General features: G+C 58.5%; 13 protein-coding genes. 5 read left to right on the plus strand and 8 right to left on the minus strand.

Annotated elements, in window-relative coordinates:
- Positions 1 to 65: 65 nt before the first annotated feature.
- On the minus strand, positions 66 to 572 hold the full coding sequence (locus LF252_RS11210; RefSeq protein WP_226269671.1) for a D-glycero-alpha-D-manno-heptose-1,7-bisphosphate 7-phosphatase: 507 nt from the start codon (positions 570 to 572) through the stop codon (positions 66 to 68).
- A 191-nt stretch (positions 573 to 763) separates the two neighbouring features.
- Here LF252_RS11210 and hemG point away from each other — a divergent pair, with 191 nt between their 5' ends.
- From hemG to LF252_RS11225, 3 genes are all read left to right on the plus strand, one after another.
- Entirely contained in the window at positions 764 to 2095 is a 1332-nt protein-coding gene (hemG, locus tag LF252_RS11215; RefSeq protein WP_226269672.1) for a protoporphyrinogen oxidase, read from the plus strand.
- A gap of 199 nt (positions 2096 to 2294) precedes the next feature.
- Entirely contained in the window at positions 2295 to 3086 is a 792-nt protein-coding gene (locus LF252_RS11220) for a polyprenol monophosphomannose synthase (RefSeq protein WP_226269673.1), read from the plus strand.
- Between the two features lie 125 nt (positions 3087 to 3211).
- Complete coding sequence (locus LF252_RS11225) at positions 3212 to 4129, plus strand: TerC family protein (RefSeq protein WP_226269674.1); 918 nt, start codon at positions 3212 to 3214, stop codon at positions 4127 to 4129.
- Positions 4130 to 4239: 110 nt separating this feature from the next.
- Here the strand turns inward: LF252_RS11225 and LF252_RS23025 are convergent, their stop codons facing one another.
- Positions 4240 to 6387 carry a transglycosylase domain-containing protein gene (locus LF252_RS23025; RefSeq protein ID WP_226269675.1) on the minus strand — a complete coding sequence of 716 codons (2148 nt, stop codon included), beginning with the start codon at positions 6385 to 6387 and terminating at the stop codon, positions 4240 to 4242.
- 170 nt (positions 6388 to 6557) lie between these two features.
- Between LF252_RS23025 and purB the strand changes: the two genes are divergently transcribed.
- Entirely contained in the window at positions 6558 to 7922 is a 1365-nt protein-coding gene (gene purB, locus LF252_RS11235; protein ID WP_226269676.1) for an adenylosuccinate lyase, read from the plus strand.
- Between the two features lie 80 nt (positions 7923 to 8002).
- Positions 8003 to 9109, plus strand: a complete 1107-nt coding sequence (locus LF252_RS11240; protein WP_226269677.1) for a glycosyltransferase family 9 protein — start codon at positions 8003 to 8005, stop codon at positions 9107 to 9109.
- Here LF252_RS11240 and LF252_RS11245 read toward each other — a convergent pair.
- From LF252_RS11245 to LF252_RS11270, 6 genes are all read right to left on the minus strand, one after another.
- Positions 9101 to 9463, minus strand: coding sequence for a DUF7079 family protein (locus LF252_RS11245; protein WP_226269678.1), 363 nt, complete (start codon positions 9461 to 9463; stop codon positions 9101 to 9103). The genes LF252_RS11240 and LF252_RS11245 overlap by 9 nt on opposite strands.
- A gap of 3 nt (positions 9464 to 9466) precedes the next feature.
- Complete coding sequence (locus tag LF252_RS11250; RefSeq protein ID WP_226269679.1) at positions 9467 to 10591, minus strand: glycosyltransferase; 1125 nt, start codon at positions 10589 to 10591, stop codon at positions 9467 to 9469.
- A gap of 134 nt (positions 10592 to 10725) precedes the next feature.
- Positions 10726 to 11712, minus strand: a complete 987-nt coding sequence (locus LF252_RS11255; RefSeq protein ID WP_226269680.1) for a glycosyltransferase family 2 protein — start codon at positions 11710 to 11712, stop codon at positions 10726 to 10728.
- A complete protein-coding gene (locus LF252_RS11260) occupies positions 11705 to 12238 on the minus strand; it encodes a DUF4199 domain-containing protein (protein WP_226269681.1) in 534 nt (177 codons plus the stop codon). Before LF252_RS11260 ends, LF252_RS11255 begins: the two co-directional genes overlap by 8 nt.
- A 41-nt stretch (positions 12239 to 12279) precedes the next feature.
- Positions 12280 to 12801 (minus strand): DUF4199 domain-containing protein, encoded by a 522-nt coding sequence (locus tag LF252_RS11265; protein ID WP_226269682.1) that lies wholly within the window; start codon positions 12799 to 12801, stop codon positions 12280 to 12282.
- Positions 12802 to 12891: 90 nt separating this feature from the next.
- A complete protein-coding gene (locus LF252_RS11270; RefSeq protein WP_226269683.1) occupies positions 12892 to 14937 on the minus strand; it encodes a BatA domain-containing protein in 2046 nt (681 codons plus the stop codon).
- Positions 14938 to 15229 lie beyond the last annotated feature (292 nt).

The following is a 15229-nucleotide window of genomic DNA, read 5'->3' on the forward strand; positions in this document are numbered from 1 at the left end:
TCACTACGTACAACACCGGCGCGGTTTCTCTGCTAGAGGAACCGCGCCGGTGGCATCATGGCCCCCTATTCGGCCAGAATAAGATTGGTGGCGGCCCGCAGGTCTGCTACGTGGGGTTGGTAGCCGGCCTGTTCCTCGGGGCCCACCAGAATGCCCCGAATGCCCACGCGCTGCCCGGCCTGCATGTCGCGCAGCCGGTCGCCCACCATCCAGCAGCGGGCCGCATCCAGCTTGAACCGGGCCATTGCTTTTTCCAGCATCAAAGAGCCCGGCTTGCGCGACAAAGACTCGGAAATCTGCGGATGGCCCGGCGCAAAGTAGAAGGCATCAATAAGCCCCCCGGCTGCATCCTGCAGTTTCTGGTGGCAAGCGTGTACGTGGGCGGCCGTATACAGGCCCTTGGCAATACCCGCCTGGTTGGTTACAACAATCAAATAATAGCCAGCGGCCTTCAGCCGAGCCAGGCTTTCCGGTACGCCTTCGGATACCACAAATTTTTCCAGCTCCCACACGTACTCGCCAATTTCGTTGTTGAGTACGCCGTCACGGTCCAGGAATACGGCCTTGTTCATACTAGCAGGAATGCGGTGATAAGGCTGCAAAGGTAGGGCTTGTTGTAGTGCGCGTGTTTGCTTCCGCTGCACGACCGGCTTTAATGCTGTAGCAGCAGCCCCACGCACTACGCCCGGATTCAGCCGGATGCGTGTGCCGGGTACAGCATGACAGGCCGTATCTTTGCGCCCTCATCACTTCAGCACACAAAATGGCCATTGCTATTCTGGGCGGCGGTATTTCGGGCCTCACGCTGGCCTGGTACCTGCAGCGCGCCGGCGTCGACTACGACCTGTTTGAAGCCAGCCCCCGGCCCGGTGGCACCATCCGCTCGGAGCAGCACGACGGCTATTTGGTAGAAACCGGCCCCAACTCGCTGCAGCTTTCCGATGAGTTGCGGGAGTTGCTGGATGGGCTAGGGCTGGCGGGCCAGGTGCAGGACGCAGCCGCCGTCAGTCAGAACCGCTACGTGCTGCGCCAGGGGCGTTACCAGAAACTGCCGGCCTCTCCCCCGGCCTTACTCACCAGCCCATTCTTCAGCCTGAAAACCCGCCTGAACTTGGTGCGGGAGCTGTTCCGGCCGGCCCAACCAGCTAATCCGCAGGAGACGCTGGCCCAGTTTTTCACCCGGCGGTTTGGGGCGGAAGTGGTTGATTATGCCCTGAATCCCTTTATTTCCGGCATTTACGCCGGTGACCCGTCCCGGCTACTGCTGCACAAAACCTTTCCGCAGCTGGCGGCTCTGGAGCAGCAGTATGGCTCGGTGGTACGCGGGCTGATGAAAACGAAAAACCCGGCGGGTCGCCGCCGCATCATTTCACTGGCCGGGGGCCTGCAAACCCTCACTTCCACACTAGCCAGTAAGCTGCGGCGGGCTCACTTCGGGCAGGCAGCAACCCACCTACACCGCCGCGCCGATGACGGGCGTTGGGAACTGGAAACCACGGCCGGCCCGGCTCCCCGCCTCTACCAGCACGTGGTGCTGGCCTTGCCAACGTACGCGGCGGCTCCGCTGCTGCAGGAACAATTCCCGGCCGAAGCGGCGGCCCTCACGCAGGTGCAGCACCCACCTATGACAGCCATTTACACGGCCTACCAGCGCGCCGACGTGGAGCACCCTCTGGATGGGTTCGGCGCCCTTAACCCCAAAGTAGAACAGCCCTACGCGGCCGGCAGCATCTGGACCAGCTCCGTCTTCCCCGACCGGGCCCCCGCCGGGCAGGTGTTGTTTACCACCTTTGTAGGCGGTAGCCAGTATGCTGAACAGGCCCGCCAGCCCGAGGTCGAGCAGAAAGCGGCCGTGCACCAGGAGTTAAGCCACCTCTACGGGGTGCGGGCCGGGGCCGAGCCGGTTTGGCAGTACCGCTACTACTGGGATAAAGCCATTCCGCAGTTTGATGAGCACATAGTGCCGGCCCATGTCGCGGCCGATGCGCTGGCCGCTCAGGGCCTGTATGTGGCCGCCAACTGGCGCGCCGGTGTAGGTGTGCCTGACTGTGTGCGGCACGCCCGGCAACTGGCCGCCATGCTGGCTGCACGGTAATTAACCAACGCGTATCGTCACAGTTATTTAATCAGGGGCAGAAAACTCAAACCCTGGCGGCGCATGTTATCTGAGTGCATAGCATTGGGCGCGGCAACCTCGCGCTTTGTTTCGGCATCTTATTCGGGAGGCCGCTCCGGGCTATACTCCACGCGGCCGAATGCTTCGGCACACCGAACAAACTTCTACCTTTGCGGCAATGACAGACGGGCTTGTCCTGATACCGACCTACAACGAGAAAGAAAATGCGGAACTCATCATCCGCAAGGTCTTCTCTCTGCCGCAACCGTTCCACGTGCTCATCATTGACGATGGCTCGCCGGACGGGACGGCTGCCATTGTGCGCGGGCTGATGCAGGAGTTTCCGGACCGGCTGTTTCTGGAGGAACGGGTGGGCAAGCTGGGGTTGGGCACGGCGTACATCCACGGCTTCCGCTGGGCCCTGGAGCGTGGCTACGAATACGTGTTTGAGATGGACGCCGACTTCTCGCACAACCCCGAGGACCTGATGCGGCTGTACGATGCCTGCGCCCACCAGAACTACGACTTGGCTATTGGCTCACGCTACATTCAGGGCGTAAACGTGGTGAACTGGCCCATGGACCGGGTGCTGATGTCGTATTTCGCCTCGGCCTACGTGCGCTTCGTGACGGGTATGCCCATTAGGGATGCCACGGCGGGCTTTAAGTGCTACACGGCTAGGGTGCTGCGCGCTATTTTGCAGAACCGCATCCGGTTTGTAGGCTACGCCTTCCAGATTGAGATGAAGTGGCTGGCCTATAAGTACGGCTTCCGCATCAAGGAAGTACCCATCATCTTCACCGACCGGACCCGGGGCGCCTCCAAAATGAGCAAGGGTATTGTGCAGGAGGCCTTTTTTGGGGTGTTGCAGATGAAGATTGCCAGTTGGTTCCGGCGCTTCGACCGCATCCCGGCAACTGCAGCCGATGCATCTGTTTCGGCATTTCCAGCCACCCCCGAGGTGCGCTGAGTCGCTTTTATTGTAATTTCTATACTACCCGCTGCGGCTCCTTCTGGGGTTGGGGCGGGTAGTTGCGTGTAGCGGTACCAGGGCTTGGCAACCGCATATCGGGGCAGGCGCGTATCTTACGCCTGATGGAAATTTCCCCGCTCTTCTGGGTTGGCTTTAACGCGTTTGTGCTGGCCCTGTTGCTGCTCGATTTGCTGGTATTTAACCGCCGCGAGCATGTGGTGCGCATGCGGGAGGCCCTGGGCTGGAGTGCCTTCTGGATTTGCCTGTCGTTGGGGTTTAACCTGCTAGTATACCGCTGGCTAGGCAAGCAGGCCGCCCTGGAATTCCTTACCGGCTACCTCATTGAGAAGTCGCTGAGCGTGGACAACTTGTTCGTGTTCCTGCTCATTTTCAGCTATTTTAAAGTACCGGCGCAGTACCAGCACAAAATCCTCTTTTGGGGCATCATTGGGGCACTGGTGTTGCGGGCCGCTTTTATTCTAGCTGGAGCAGCACTGCTCGCCAAGTTTCACATTCTGCTGTATGTATTGGGGGCGTTTCTGATATACACTGGCGTAAAAATGGCTACCAGCGGCGGCGAGCCGGAAATTGACCCCGACAGCAACCCGGTAGTCAAGTTTCTAAGCCGGCACCTGCCCATTACCAATCGCCTGCACGGGGGCAAATTCTTCGTGCGCCAAGATGAGTTACTGTTCGCCACACCGTTGTTGGTAGTGCTGGTAATGGTAGAAACCACCGATGTGGTGTTTGCCGCCGACTCCATCCCGGCCATCCTGGCCGTTTCGCGCGACACATTTATCGTGTACACCAGCAACGTGTTTGCTCTCCTTGGGCTGCGGGCTCTGTATTTCGCACTGGAAAGCCTGATGCGGCTATTTCACTACCTGCACTACGGCCTAGCCCTTATCCTAGTGTTCATCGGGGGCAAGCTGCTGGCGGCTGATGTAGTCCACATTCCAATGGGTATTTCCCTCGGCGTCGTCGGCCTGATTCTGGCCGGCTCTATTGGCTTGTCGCTGCTATTTCCGAAGAAGGAATAGATATAAGAGGTAAAGCGTGACAGGTAAAAGGTTAGAAGAGGTGTGTCGCGAATTGTCGTTGGCACCTCTTCTAACCTTTTACCTGTCACGCTTTACCTTTCACCTTCGCCTTAATTCCCTTGCGGCGGGTTGGCCGGCGGGGCCTGCTGATTAGTGTTTACGCCGGCGTCGGGAGCAGTGTCGCCGCCCAGCAGGTCGATCAGGTTGAGGGGCTCGTACTGGGAAGAGTCGGCGGCTATTACGGTACGCACCGTGTCGCGGGTGGCCCGCACGATGTACTGCCGGGCCCGCCCCTGGAAGTTCACCGAGTTGCTGAGGCTCTCGTACTCATTTTCCGAGATGTAGCCTTTCCGGGCCATCAACTGGGCAATCAGCCGGTGGAAGTAGCGGGCCGAACCGCGCATCTCCCCGTACTGGTTGAAGCCGTTGCGGTAGTACTTAGGCCGCGGAATGATGCTGGCCAGAAATAGGCTTTCGGAGAGGTTCAGGTTGGCTGGGCGCTTGGCAAAGTAGAATTCGGCGGCTTCGTGCACCCCATAAATCTTCGGGCCCCACTCAATGATGTTCAGGTACACTTCCAGCATGCGCTCCTTACTGGCCAGGCGGGTGTTTTCGATGATCCACACAATCAAGGCTTCCTCGGCCTTGCGCACCAGGGTTTTCTTGCGGGTCAGGAACACGTTTTTCACCAGCTGCATGCTGATGGTACTGCCGCCCCGAGCAAAGCGCCGCTCCTTGATGTTCTGAATAGCCGACTTCACAAACGCCTTTTCCATGAAGCCCCGGTGCGTCATAAAACGCGGGTCTTCGGCCGTCATGATGGCGTATTTCAGGTAGTCAGCCACCTCGTTGTAAGGTGTGTACTCGGGGTTGGAGGGTCCTACCAGGAAAGTTTTCACGGTGTCGCCCTTGTCGTTGTAAGCCGTATACAGGAACTCCTCGTTGAGCTTGTTCAGGTTTTCGCGCCCGAAGCGGGTGATGCGGAACTTGGTGGCCCGCAGCCCCGAATCGAACTTGAGGCTGTCGAGCTTATTCATGTCCAGGTCGGCCATCAGGTGGTACTGCACCATGCCCTCGGCCTGGGTGCCTTCCAGCGTCTCGAACATGCCCTCCGGCAGGGAAGCGAAAAAGTCGTTGGCTTTGGTTTCTGCCGACTCCACGTTCAGCTTCATCTGCAGGCCGGCCAGCAGCTGGTTGCGGTTGGTAAGGCCGTTGATTTCCTTCCCAATCACGCGCTCCGGCACCGGCAAGCGACGCACGCTCAACTCCGGAAACAGCTCCATTTTGTTGAGTAGCACCCGCGTACCCTTTTCCAGGGCAAACGAGGCTTGGCCCAGCTTCATCACGAAATCAATGCCGCCGCGCGGAAAACGCACGTCACTATCCGACAGCTTCGGGTGGTTCACAATGAAATTGGCGGCCGAAGCAGTGCCTTTCAGCGTCAGCTCATCGTCGCCGCTCATATCCTTATCTGAGAGGCTTACGCGCACCGAGTCGAACTGCACCCGGGCCCCGTAGCGGCTCTGCACGTAAGGCAGCACTACGGGCCGCTTATCCAGCCCGAAAATATTGGCATCCACCTCGTAGTCGCCGGCATCAATGTGGCCCTGCACACCCACGCGGTTTTCCACCGAGTCGATGTTGGCGGTGAGTTGGCCGGTAATGTCGCCATCCTCAATAGCCAGGCGGGGCATCACCAACCGGGCCTGGTGGCGGGGGCTCTGGTAGGTCAGCAGAAACTCCCGGAAGTCGGCCTCATCGGGAATATTATCGAAGGTGGCTTCCAGCAGCTGATTGGCCAGCAGGCCGTAGTTGGTGCCCTTGGAGGTATCAACGGGCGTTACGGGCTGGTTTTTCTTCTTTTTGTAGAGGAAGGAATAGTTATCCTGACCAGCCCGCGTTTGGCGGGCCGTGAGGCGGGCCGTATCTATTTCGAGGTTGCTAAACACTGGCCGGCCCGCAAACAGGCTGCGCACGCTCAGCGAAGCCCGCACCTTGCGGGCCGTAAACAGCGTGTCGGGCAGCGTAGTGGGCACCAGGCTCACCCCATCCAGCTGCACCGTGTTCAGGTCGGTGAAGCGGGCCGGGCCCAGCGTCAGGGTTACCGGGTATTTGGTTTCAACCTTGGTCTTTACTTTCCGCAGGGCCAGATCCAGTAATTCCTGCCGTTTCACCAGGAAAATACCTAACCCACTAAGGAGGAGCACCACCAGGATGCCCAAACCGATGCCTATTTTTTTCTTGGTAGCTGGAGTCACGCGTGCCAGTTCGGAGGAGAAAGGAAGTAGCAGCCGGACCGAGCCAGATTCGTGCCGAACCCGCCGCCGCTTAGGTAACAAAGGTAACGAAAAAGGCCCGCGCCCCGATTGGCCCACGCCCGTGCTTGCGCTACCTTTGGCCCGTCCCAGGCCTTTTTCCTCTTCTACGTATGTCCGCCGCACTCGACTATACCGTGCTTACGCCCCTTACCGCCGTTTCGCCCCTCGATGGCCGCTACCGTCGCCAAACGGCGCCGCTGGCCGCTTACTTCTCGGAACTGGCTCTTATCCGGTACCGGGTGCTGGTGGAAGTGGAGTATTTCATTGCCCTCTGCGAGCTGCCCCTGCCCCAGCTGCAGAACGTGAACCCGGAAGTATTCGGCCCGCTGCGCGCTATCTACACCCAGTTCAGCACGGCCGATGCCGACGCCGTGAAGGCCCACGAGCGGGTGACGAACCACGACGTGAAGGCCGTGGAGTATTTCCTGCGGGACCGGTTTACGGCCCTGGGCCTGGGCCAGTATCTGGAGTTTATCCACTTCGGCCTCACGTCCCAGGACATCAACAACACCGCCATTCCGCTCAGCCTCCAGCACGCCCTCATCCATACGCTGCTGCCGGCCTACGCGCAGGTGCGCAACCAGCTTGCCACCCGCGCCCAAAGCTGGGCCGCCGTGCCCATGCTGGCCCGCACCCACGGCCAGCCGGCCTCCCCTACCCGCATGGGCAAGGAAGTAGAGGTGTTTGTGGCCCGCCTCGATGCCCAGGTGGAACTGCTGGGCCAGGTACCGTTTGGGGCGAAGTTTGGGGGAGCCACCGGCAACTTCAACGCTCACCACGTGGCCTACCCCGCCACCGACTGGCACCAGTTTGCTCAGCAGTTTGTAGAAGGCCGCCTGGGCCTCAAGCGCAGCCACCCCACCACCCAGATTGAGCACTACGACCACCTGGCCGCCCTCTGCGACGGGCTCAAGCGCCTCAACACCATCCTCATTGATTTGGCGCGTGACGTATGGCAGTACATTTCGCTGGGCTACTTCCGCCAGACGGTGAAGGCCGGCGAGGTGGGTTCCTCGGCCATGCCCCATAAGGTGAATCCTATTGACTTCGAAAACGCCGAGGGCAACCTGGGTCTGGCCAACGCCGTGCTGGAACACCTTTCGGCCAAGCTGCCCATCAGTCGCCTCCAGCGCGACCTGACCGACTCCACCGTGCTGCGTAACCTGGGCGTGCCGCTGGGCCACACGCTCATTGCCCTTACCGCCCTGCAGCGCGGCCTCGATAAGCTGGCCCTCGACGAAGCCGTCCTTCGCCGCGACCTGGACGACAACTGGGCCGTGGTAGCCGAGGCCCTGCAAACCATCCTGCGCCGCGAAAACTACCCCGATCCTTACAACGCCCTCAAGGCCCTCACCCGCACCGGCTCGGCCATCAGCCAGGCCACCATCAGCGAGTTTGTGGATGGGCTAGATGTGAGCGACGCCGTGAAGCAGGAGCTGCGCGCCATTACGCCCAGCAACTACGTCGGCGCGTAGATTCTCTATTTTTGTGCTGCTGCACTTCTGCATCTCATGCGGAGGCACAGCAGCACAGCTTTTATTACCGCTTTTCCCCAATGCCCCAGCTCAACGGCGTGACCGTTCATCCTGACTGCCGCCATTTCCGCGGTGATATTCCCTGCCGCCCGAACAAGGAGCACGGCTACCAGTGCACCGGCTGCCCGGCCTACGCGCCCACGCAGCAGCGCATTCTCATCATCAAGCTCGGGGCCATTGGGGACGTTATCCGCACGACGCCATTGCTGCGGCGGCTGCGCCAGGAGTACCCGAATGCCCGCATTACCTGGCTCACCCTCACCCCCGCCATCTTGCCCCAAGGTGGTGGCTGGATTGACGAGGTGCTGAAGCTGGAGCTGACCAGTGTATTGCACCTGCAGCAGCGGGAGTTTGATATTCTCTTCAACCTCGACAAGGACAAGGAAGCCTGCGCGTTGCTGGGCAGCATTCGGGCCAAGCGAAAATTTGGTTACCAACTGCACCCCGAGTACGGCGTGGCCTGGCCCGCCAGTGAGCTGGCCAACCACAAGTACCTCACCGGCGTGTTCGATGAGTTAAGCCAGCAGAACCAGAAGCCCTACGTGCAGGAAATCTTCGAGCTGTGCGGCTACGAGTTCCGGCACGAGGAATACGTGTTCGACACCCACGAGGACAAGGGCTACGACTGGAGCCAGCTGCCCCAGGGCCGCCCCCGTATCGGCCTCAACACCGGCTGCGGCGACCGGTGGACGACCCGCCTGTGGTCGGACGAAAAATGGATTACCCTCATCAACCAGCTGCAGCAGGCCGGCTACGCGCCCGTGCTGCTGGGCGGTGAGGCCGAGGATGAGCGCAACCGCCGCCTCCACGCCGCCACCGGCGCGGCTTACCTGGGCACCTTCTCCCTGCCCCAGTTCATCAACCTGATGCACCAGATGGATGGCATCGTGACGCAGGTAACCATGGCCATGCACATCAGCATTGCCCTGCGCAAGCCCACCATCCTGATGAACAACATCTTCAACCCCTACGAATTCGACCTCTACGGCCGCGGCCAGCTCGTGCAGCCGGATAAGCAGTGCGTCTGCTTCTACCGCGGCTCGTGCAAGCTAGGCACCAGTTGCATGGAAGATTTATCGGCGGAAAAAGTGTTTGAGGCTGTGCAGGCGAGCGTGCCTTTAGCGTAAGTAAGCAGCTATACGGGCCAATGCTTTCCGCGTAAAAAAGTCGACTCTTTTCTGCCACAACCTTGTAGAGCCAAACCATTTACGTGGTGCGGGCCGGTAGCACTGTTGGATATGCGTTGTGAGCCATTCCTCATTCCAGCCAGCCCATGCACCTGCAATATCTTGCACATTAAACCACAACGCTGGTGCTACCTCATTGTAGTTGATAAGCTGGATTTCAGCCCATGAAAAACCACTCTCCGCGCATACAGTAGCAATACGATGAAAGTCGTGCTCCTTCAACTCAGTATCTAAATACAAGTCGGCTAATGCTACCCACACTAGCCGCCGACGTTCTTCATCGGGGATGCTCATAGGTCAGCCGGCCACTTCCTTTAGCGCCTTTACCATTACGTCCCAGGAAAATTCCTTTTTCTTAGCCCACACGCCGGCGGTGAATTCCTGCTCGCGCTGGTGCGCGTAGAAATCCACCAGCGCATCGGCAATAGCCTGGGGCGTGGGTGGTACCACGTAGCCGACTTCTCCGTTCGGAATCAGCTCGGCCAGCCCGCCCACGTCGGTTACCAGCATGGGGCGGCTGAAGTGGTAGGCAATCTGCGAGACGCCGCTTTGGGTGGCGTTTTTGTAGGGCTGCACTACTATATCGGCGGCGCAGAAGTAGTCCACCACCCGCTCGTTCGGGATGAAGTCGGTGGCGCGCACGAGGCGGCTTTCCAGGTTGTGCTGCCGGATGAGGGCTTCGTAGGGGGCGGCGTCTTCGTAGTACTCGCCGGCAATAATCAGCTTCACCGGCAGCTGGGCCAGCCGGGCATCGGCAAAGGCTTCCAGCAGAATATCCAACCCCTTATAGGCCCGAATGAACCCGAAGAACAGCAGGTAGCCAAACGCGGGGTCGAGGCCAAGGGCGGCCAGGGCCTCGGCTTTGGGCTTGAGCGGGCCGAAGTTGTCGTAGAGCGGATGCGGGCGGTAGAGGGCGGGCTGCCGGAAGTGCAGGCGGCGCAGGTCAGCCAGCACCGAGCGGCTCATCGTTACGAAGCCGTGGCAGGCCGAGAGGAAATAACGCGTGAGCGGCCGGTCGCCGGGCCGCTTCTCGTGCGGGATTACGTTGTCGGTAATGGCCACCACGCGGGTGTGGCGGTTGCGCCGGATGAGGCGGGCCACCGTGCCCAGCGCCGGCCCCATAAATGGCAGCCAGAACCGGAAAATCACCAAGTCGGGCCGCTCCCGGCGTAGGCGGTTGCCCACCCGGTACCAGCTCAGCGGATTCACCGAGTTCAGGCTCACCTCAATATTCAGGTCGGTAGGGCCCGGTTCGGTACTAAACTGCGTCTGGCCCGGAAACAGGAAATCGGGATACTGCAGCGAGAAGGTAACCAGGCGCACCTCGTCGCCGGCTTCGCGGAAGGCCCGCGCCAGCCGCTCGTTGTAGGTGGCCAGCCCGCCCCGCAGCGGGTACGCCGGCCCGATGATGACTACGTTCATAGGGTAGAAACGCGTGAAACAAGAACGTCATGCTGAGCTTGCCGAAGCATCTCTACCGCCATGCTAACTATCTGATTAGCCTCGGTAGAGATGCTTCGGCAAGCTCAGCATGACGTTCTGCTATTGTGATGTGTCTACTTCAGGTTCAGCCGCTCCTTTACCAGGTAATCGTTGCGGTTGGAGCCGTTGAGCTGCACCATTTCGGCCAGAAATCCGGCCAGAAACAACTGCACCCCAATCACCACGGCCACCAGGGCCAGGAAGAACAGCGGCTGGGCCGTTACGTCGCGGGAGAGGTGGTTATGCCACGATAGCCACACCTTCTCCCCTACCAGCCACAGCGTAATCAGCATCCCAATCAGGAACGATATGGTGCCCAGTGCCCCGAAGAAGTGCATAGGCCGCCGCCGGAACCGGCTCACAAACGTGATGCTCATCAAATCGAGGAAGCCGTACACAAACCGCTCCAGCCCGAATTTGGTGGTGCCGTACTTACGCTCCTGGTGCTGCACCACCTTCTCGCCGATGCGCCGGAACCCGGCCCATTTGGCAATAACGGGAATATAGCGGTGCATTTCGCCGTATACCTCAATGCTTTTCACCACCCGGCTGTCGTAGGCTTTCAGGCCGCAGTTGAAATCGTGCAGCCGAATGCCCGAAATCCAGCGCGTCACGCCATTGAACAGCTTAGTGGGAATGGTTTTGTTGAGCGGATCGAAGCGTTTTTTCTTCCAGCCGCTTACCAAATCGAGGCCGTCCTGGGTAATCATGCGGTACAGTTCCGGCAGCTCTTCCGGCGAGTCCTGCAAATCGGCATCCATGGTACACACCACCCGGCCGGTGGTTTCTTTGAAGCCCACGTTCAGGGCCGCCGACTTGCCGTAGTTGCGGTTGAAGCGGATGCCGCGCAGATGCACGTCGGTGGCGGCCAGCTGCTCAATCACCTCCCAGGAGTCGTCCGTTGAGCCGTCATCAATCAGTAGGACCTCGTAGGTAAGGCCATGCTGGGTGAGCACCTGGTTAATCCAGCGGGTGAGTTCCGGCAACGACTCGGCTTCGTTGAGCAAAGGGATGACGATGGACAGCTCAACCGGAAAATGCTGCGAAAGACGCTTACTCAAACTCAGGACGGGTGTTTTTGGTGAAGGCGGAGATAATCAGCGAAAACAGAAAGCCGAAAAATGCCGTGGCAAGAATGGCCCATACAATGCTGAGCGGCCCGGTGGGCATCATTTTTTCGGTCCACTGCATGGCTTGGTCTATCTGCTCATCACTGATATTGCCGTCAGACTCCAGTTTCGCACGAGCGGCTTCCAGGGCCCGCTGAATATACTGTGGGTCAATGAAGTTGACGTAGATGTATTGAAAAATTCCGCTTAGGGCCCCAATCAGGGCGCCGGCTACGGTGGCTATGCCCAAGCCTTGCCCGTAGCTCATGAAGCCGCCATTTTGCGCCTTAAAGTACCGGTGAGCCACTACAATGCCCCCAATAAGAATGGCAAAGGTCAGCAGCCCCATCATCGGCTTCTGCTCAAGGTTGGCAACTTTCAGAATAAAAGAATAGATAATCGTGACAATCCCGATTATCAATCCATACCGGATACCAACGGAGGTGGGCGTAACAGTGGGGGTAGCAGTGCGTTCCATAGCAAAGTGCAGGGTTAGGTGAACAGATGCGGGAAGGTAGATTATTTCCGCAAAAAGACCCCACCGGGAATGGCTAATAGCAGCCCGATTACCAGCTTCTTCGTGAATTCATCCTGGGCCAGCCCCACCGCGTTGGTCGCCAAGTTGCGCAGAATAGCCTGGTACTGCTGCAGGCCATTGGCTTCCTTCAGATAGATAGCCTTGGTTGATTCGAGCATTTGTCGGGTTTCCGTTACATGCTGAGCTATTAGTTCCGGGCCCGTCAGCCGCGCAAAGGCATACAGCCCTACGGCCGCAACCAGCGCCGTCACCAAAGCCGTCAGTGCCCCCGCTCCCACCGATTTTCGCAGGCCAGGGCCGTCAGGCTCATAGTAGCGACGTAGCAGAAACTGGCTGATTACCGCGGCAATTGGCACAAAAAACGACGATAGCATCCGCTTGGGGCCGTATGGGTCGTTTCCCGATGAATACAGAAAAAGGAACCAGGCAATACAAAGCGCGCCGGTTACTACTCCGCAGAGCGTAGCCGTGCGCAATACAGGGTGAGAGGTGGTTGGTTTCAACGGCAACAGAGATTGGACCGGCAAGATACGTCTCCTTGCGCGCATTCTCTGATGGGTGGTTGACTTACCAGCCTGCGCCGTAATGGCTCGCTAAACAGGAGCGGCGACGGGTGTGGCCCGGCGCTGCGGCAACCGCAGCAGCAGTACTTCCACCAGCAAAAAGGTCAGTATTCCCCATACACAATACTGCCACAGCGGCGTGCCCACGCGGGTAGCTTTGTAGCGAGCTGCCGCCGTTTGCCCCGCCCCAGTCTCATACACTTGCACGTTCGGATACTTACTGGCTAGTTGGCGCAGCTCGGCCGCCGTGTAGCTCCGCAAATCTGACTCTCGTTTGTCTACGTTAAAAGCTAGCGTCGTCAATGTTTCTCCAGCCCGCTCCAGCCGGTAGAAACCAGGCTGCCGGATAGTAGCCGGCAAATCAAGCCGCAATGTGCCTGCCTGCTCCTGCTGTCCTGGAATGAGGCGGAGGCTATCCTGCACCAGTTGATATACTGCCTCAGTCCGGGAATTCCGAGTTACTCGGGGCACTTGTAGCCGCACCGACGTCTGGCTCAGGCGATAAGCGGGCCGCTGCTCCTGACGGTAACTTTGCATAGCCAGCCGGTAGAGTACTGGCACAAACAACGGGTGCTGCGCAAAATCGGAGTACGGCGCACTAAACGGCGCAGCAAATAAGTAGGTGCTCCCGGCTCCATTCGCAAACTCGGATAAGTAGTTATCACCATCCCGCATCCGTAGTACATCCGTCCCTGAGCGGGACCACCGAAGTATGGGTGCGGCCTTCGGCATTCCAGCCCGAGTATTTAACCCCGCAAAAACATCCCTGAAAAACGGATTTTGTGCACTGGGAGCCGCCACCTCCTGCAATGCCGGACCACCCTGAGAAACAGGCTGCCACTGTACCGGTCCCACGCCCAGTTCCCGAAATAGCTGTGCGTAGTCCGCTTGCCCAGCTGCGCCAATCGGGGGGACTACTACCAGTGTAGCGCCGCGTTGTACCGCCTGCCGCAAATTGTCTCGCAGCCCCGCTGATACCCGCGGAACTTCCCGTAAAATCAGCAAACTGGCCGCATTCAGCGCCTGATAGTTCGTTGCAGTAGGGCTAATATGCTGGTAAATGAACAAGGGCTCATTACCGTACAAGCGCGCCAGCTCGCCCTCAGTGCTTATCTCCGTAACCCGTATTTGCGCCGCCGGTTGTAGCGTAAAATAGTAGGTATTGTCGAAATCAACCGGGTAGTCATCTAGTTCTACCCGAGCTTCCTGTACCCCACCTTCTGGCACTCTTATTTTGAGTTGAGTTGCAGCTGTTTGGCCAGCTGGAACTGTTAGCTGGAATGCGGCCAACTGCTGCGGCCCCATGAATACTTTGGCACCACAGTTAGGGGATGGTTCTTGTCCGCCATTGCGCAACCGTACGTGCAACACGGCATCGGCTCCCGCCCTAATAAAGGCGTCCTCCACCCATACACTATCCACAAACACATTAGGCTGCTGTTTACCGGCCAAAGGAACTAGAAATACCTGTTGACTCGAATCTAGGGCGGCTAACGCAGCTTCCGAAAACGTGTTTTTTTGAAAATCCGAAAGCAGAAAAACAGGACCTTGTACACTACTCCGTAGCGCCTGACGCAGCAAGGCCCCAACTGGCTCCGTTTGCCCGCTGGGTTGAATTTGTTCGACAGCCGCTCGATAAGCAGCCGTTGTCAGTGGCTCTTGCCCTCCGGGCCATACATGATAGCGTGTGCCCGAAGCAAAAGCCAGCGGCAAGCCCACTGCTTGTTGAATAGATTGCTCTAATAGTGACTGATCATTTACGCCCAACTGCTGCATGCTAGGCGAATTATCAACAACTACACGCACCGCCGAAACTGCACCACTATTTTGCTCAGGGGCCGGAATAAAAGGCTGCGCAAAAAGCAATACCAAACAACAGATGGCAGCTATCCGACAAGCCAGAATAAGCAAGTGTTTGAGTTTACGCTGCCGCGCTGTAACCAGCTTTACCTGCTGGATAAATTCCACGTTCGAGAACAGTACCCGCTGTGGCCGCCGAAGCTCAAATAGATGTAAAATGATCGGAATACTAATAGCTAGTAATCCTAGTAAGAACCAAGGGTGTACGAATGCCATGCAGAGTGCTTAGTCAGTGAAGATAAACACAAATCCGCTGGCACTGGTTGCGTAGCCTATTCTATATAGAATTTGATGCACGCATTAGACTAGTTAACATTTAGTAGCATTACCGTAGTATTAAAACGTAAAGGCATGCATACAACCAGCAATTCTAGTTATATGCATGCCTTAATTATTATCCCCCTCCCCTTAGCGCTCTGTTGGCAGGGGGGTATAAACGGCTATTGCCCCGCGTCAGCTGCAGCCCGGGAAGGGCCAGCAGTGCGCGGGGCAATAGATGTGCTAAAAG

Source organism: Hymenobacter pini (assembly GCF_020421205.1).
GTDB lineage: Bacteria > Bacteroidota > Bacteroidia > Cytophagales > Hymenobacteraceae > Hymenobacter > Hymenobacter pini.

What these genes read in the sequence shown, in the direction of transcription:
- LF252_RS11210 (WP_226269671.1), bottom strand. Translation starts at nt 572, where the DNA reads ATGAACAAGGCCGTATTCCTGGACCGTGACGGCGTACTCAACAACGAA.
- hemG (WP_226269672.1), top strand. Translation starts at nt 764, where the DNA reads ATGGCCATTGCTATTCTGGGCGGCGGTATTTCGGGCCTCACGCTGGCC.
- LF252_RS11220 (WP_226269673.1), top strand. Translation starts at nt 2,295, where the DNA reads ATGACAGACGGGCTTGTCCTGATACCGACCTACAACGAGAAAGAAAAT.
- LF252_RS11225 (WP_226269674.1), top strand. Translation starts at nt 3,212, where the DNA reads ATGGAAATTTCCCCGCTCTTCTGGGTTGGCTTTAACGCGTTTGTGCTG.
- purB (WP_226269676.1), top strand. Translation starts at nt 6,558, where the DNA reads ATGTCCGCCGCACTCGACTATACCGTGCTTACGCCCCTTACCGCCGTT.
- LF252_RS11240 (WP_226269677.1), top strand. Translation starts at nt 8,003, where the DNA reads ATGCCCCAGCTCAACGGCGTGACCGTTCATCCTGACTGCCGCCATTTC.
- LF252_RS11245 (WP_226269678.1), bottom strand. Translation starts at nt 9,463, where the DNA reads ATGAGCATCCCCGATGAAGAACGTCGGCGGCTAGTGTGGGTAGCATTA.
- LF252_RS11250 (WP_226269679.1), bottom strand. Translation starts at nt 10,591, where the DNA reads ATGAACGTAGTCATCATCGGGCCGGCGTACCCGCTGCGGGGCGGGCTG.
- LF252_RS11260 (WP_226269681.1), bottom strand. Translation starts at nt 12,238, where the DNA reads ATGGAACGCACTGCTACCCCCACTGTTACGCCCACCTCCGTTGGTATC.
- LF252_RS11270 (WP_226269683.1), bottom strand. Translation starts at nt 14,937, where the DNA reads ATGGCATTCGTACACCCTTGGTTCTTACTAGGATTACTAGCTATTAGT.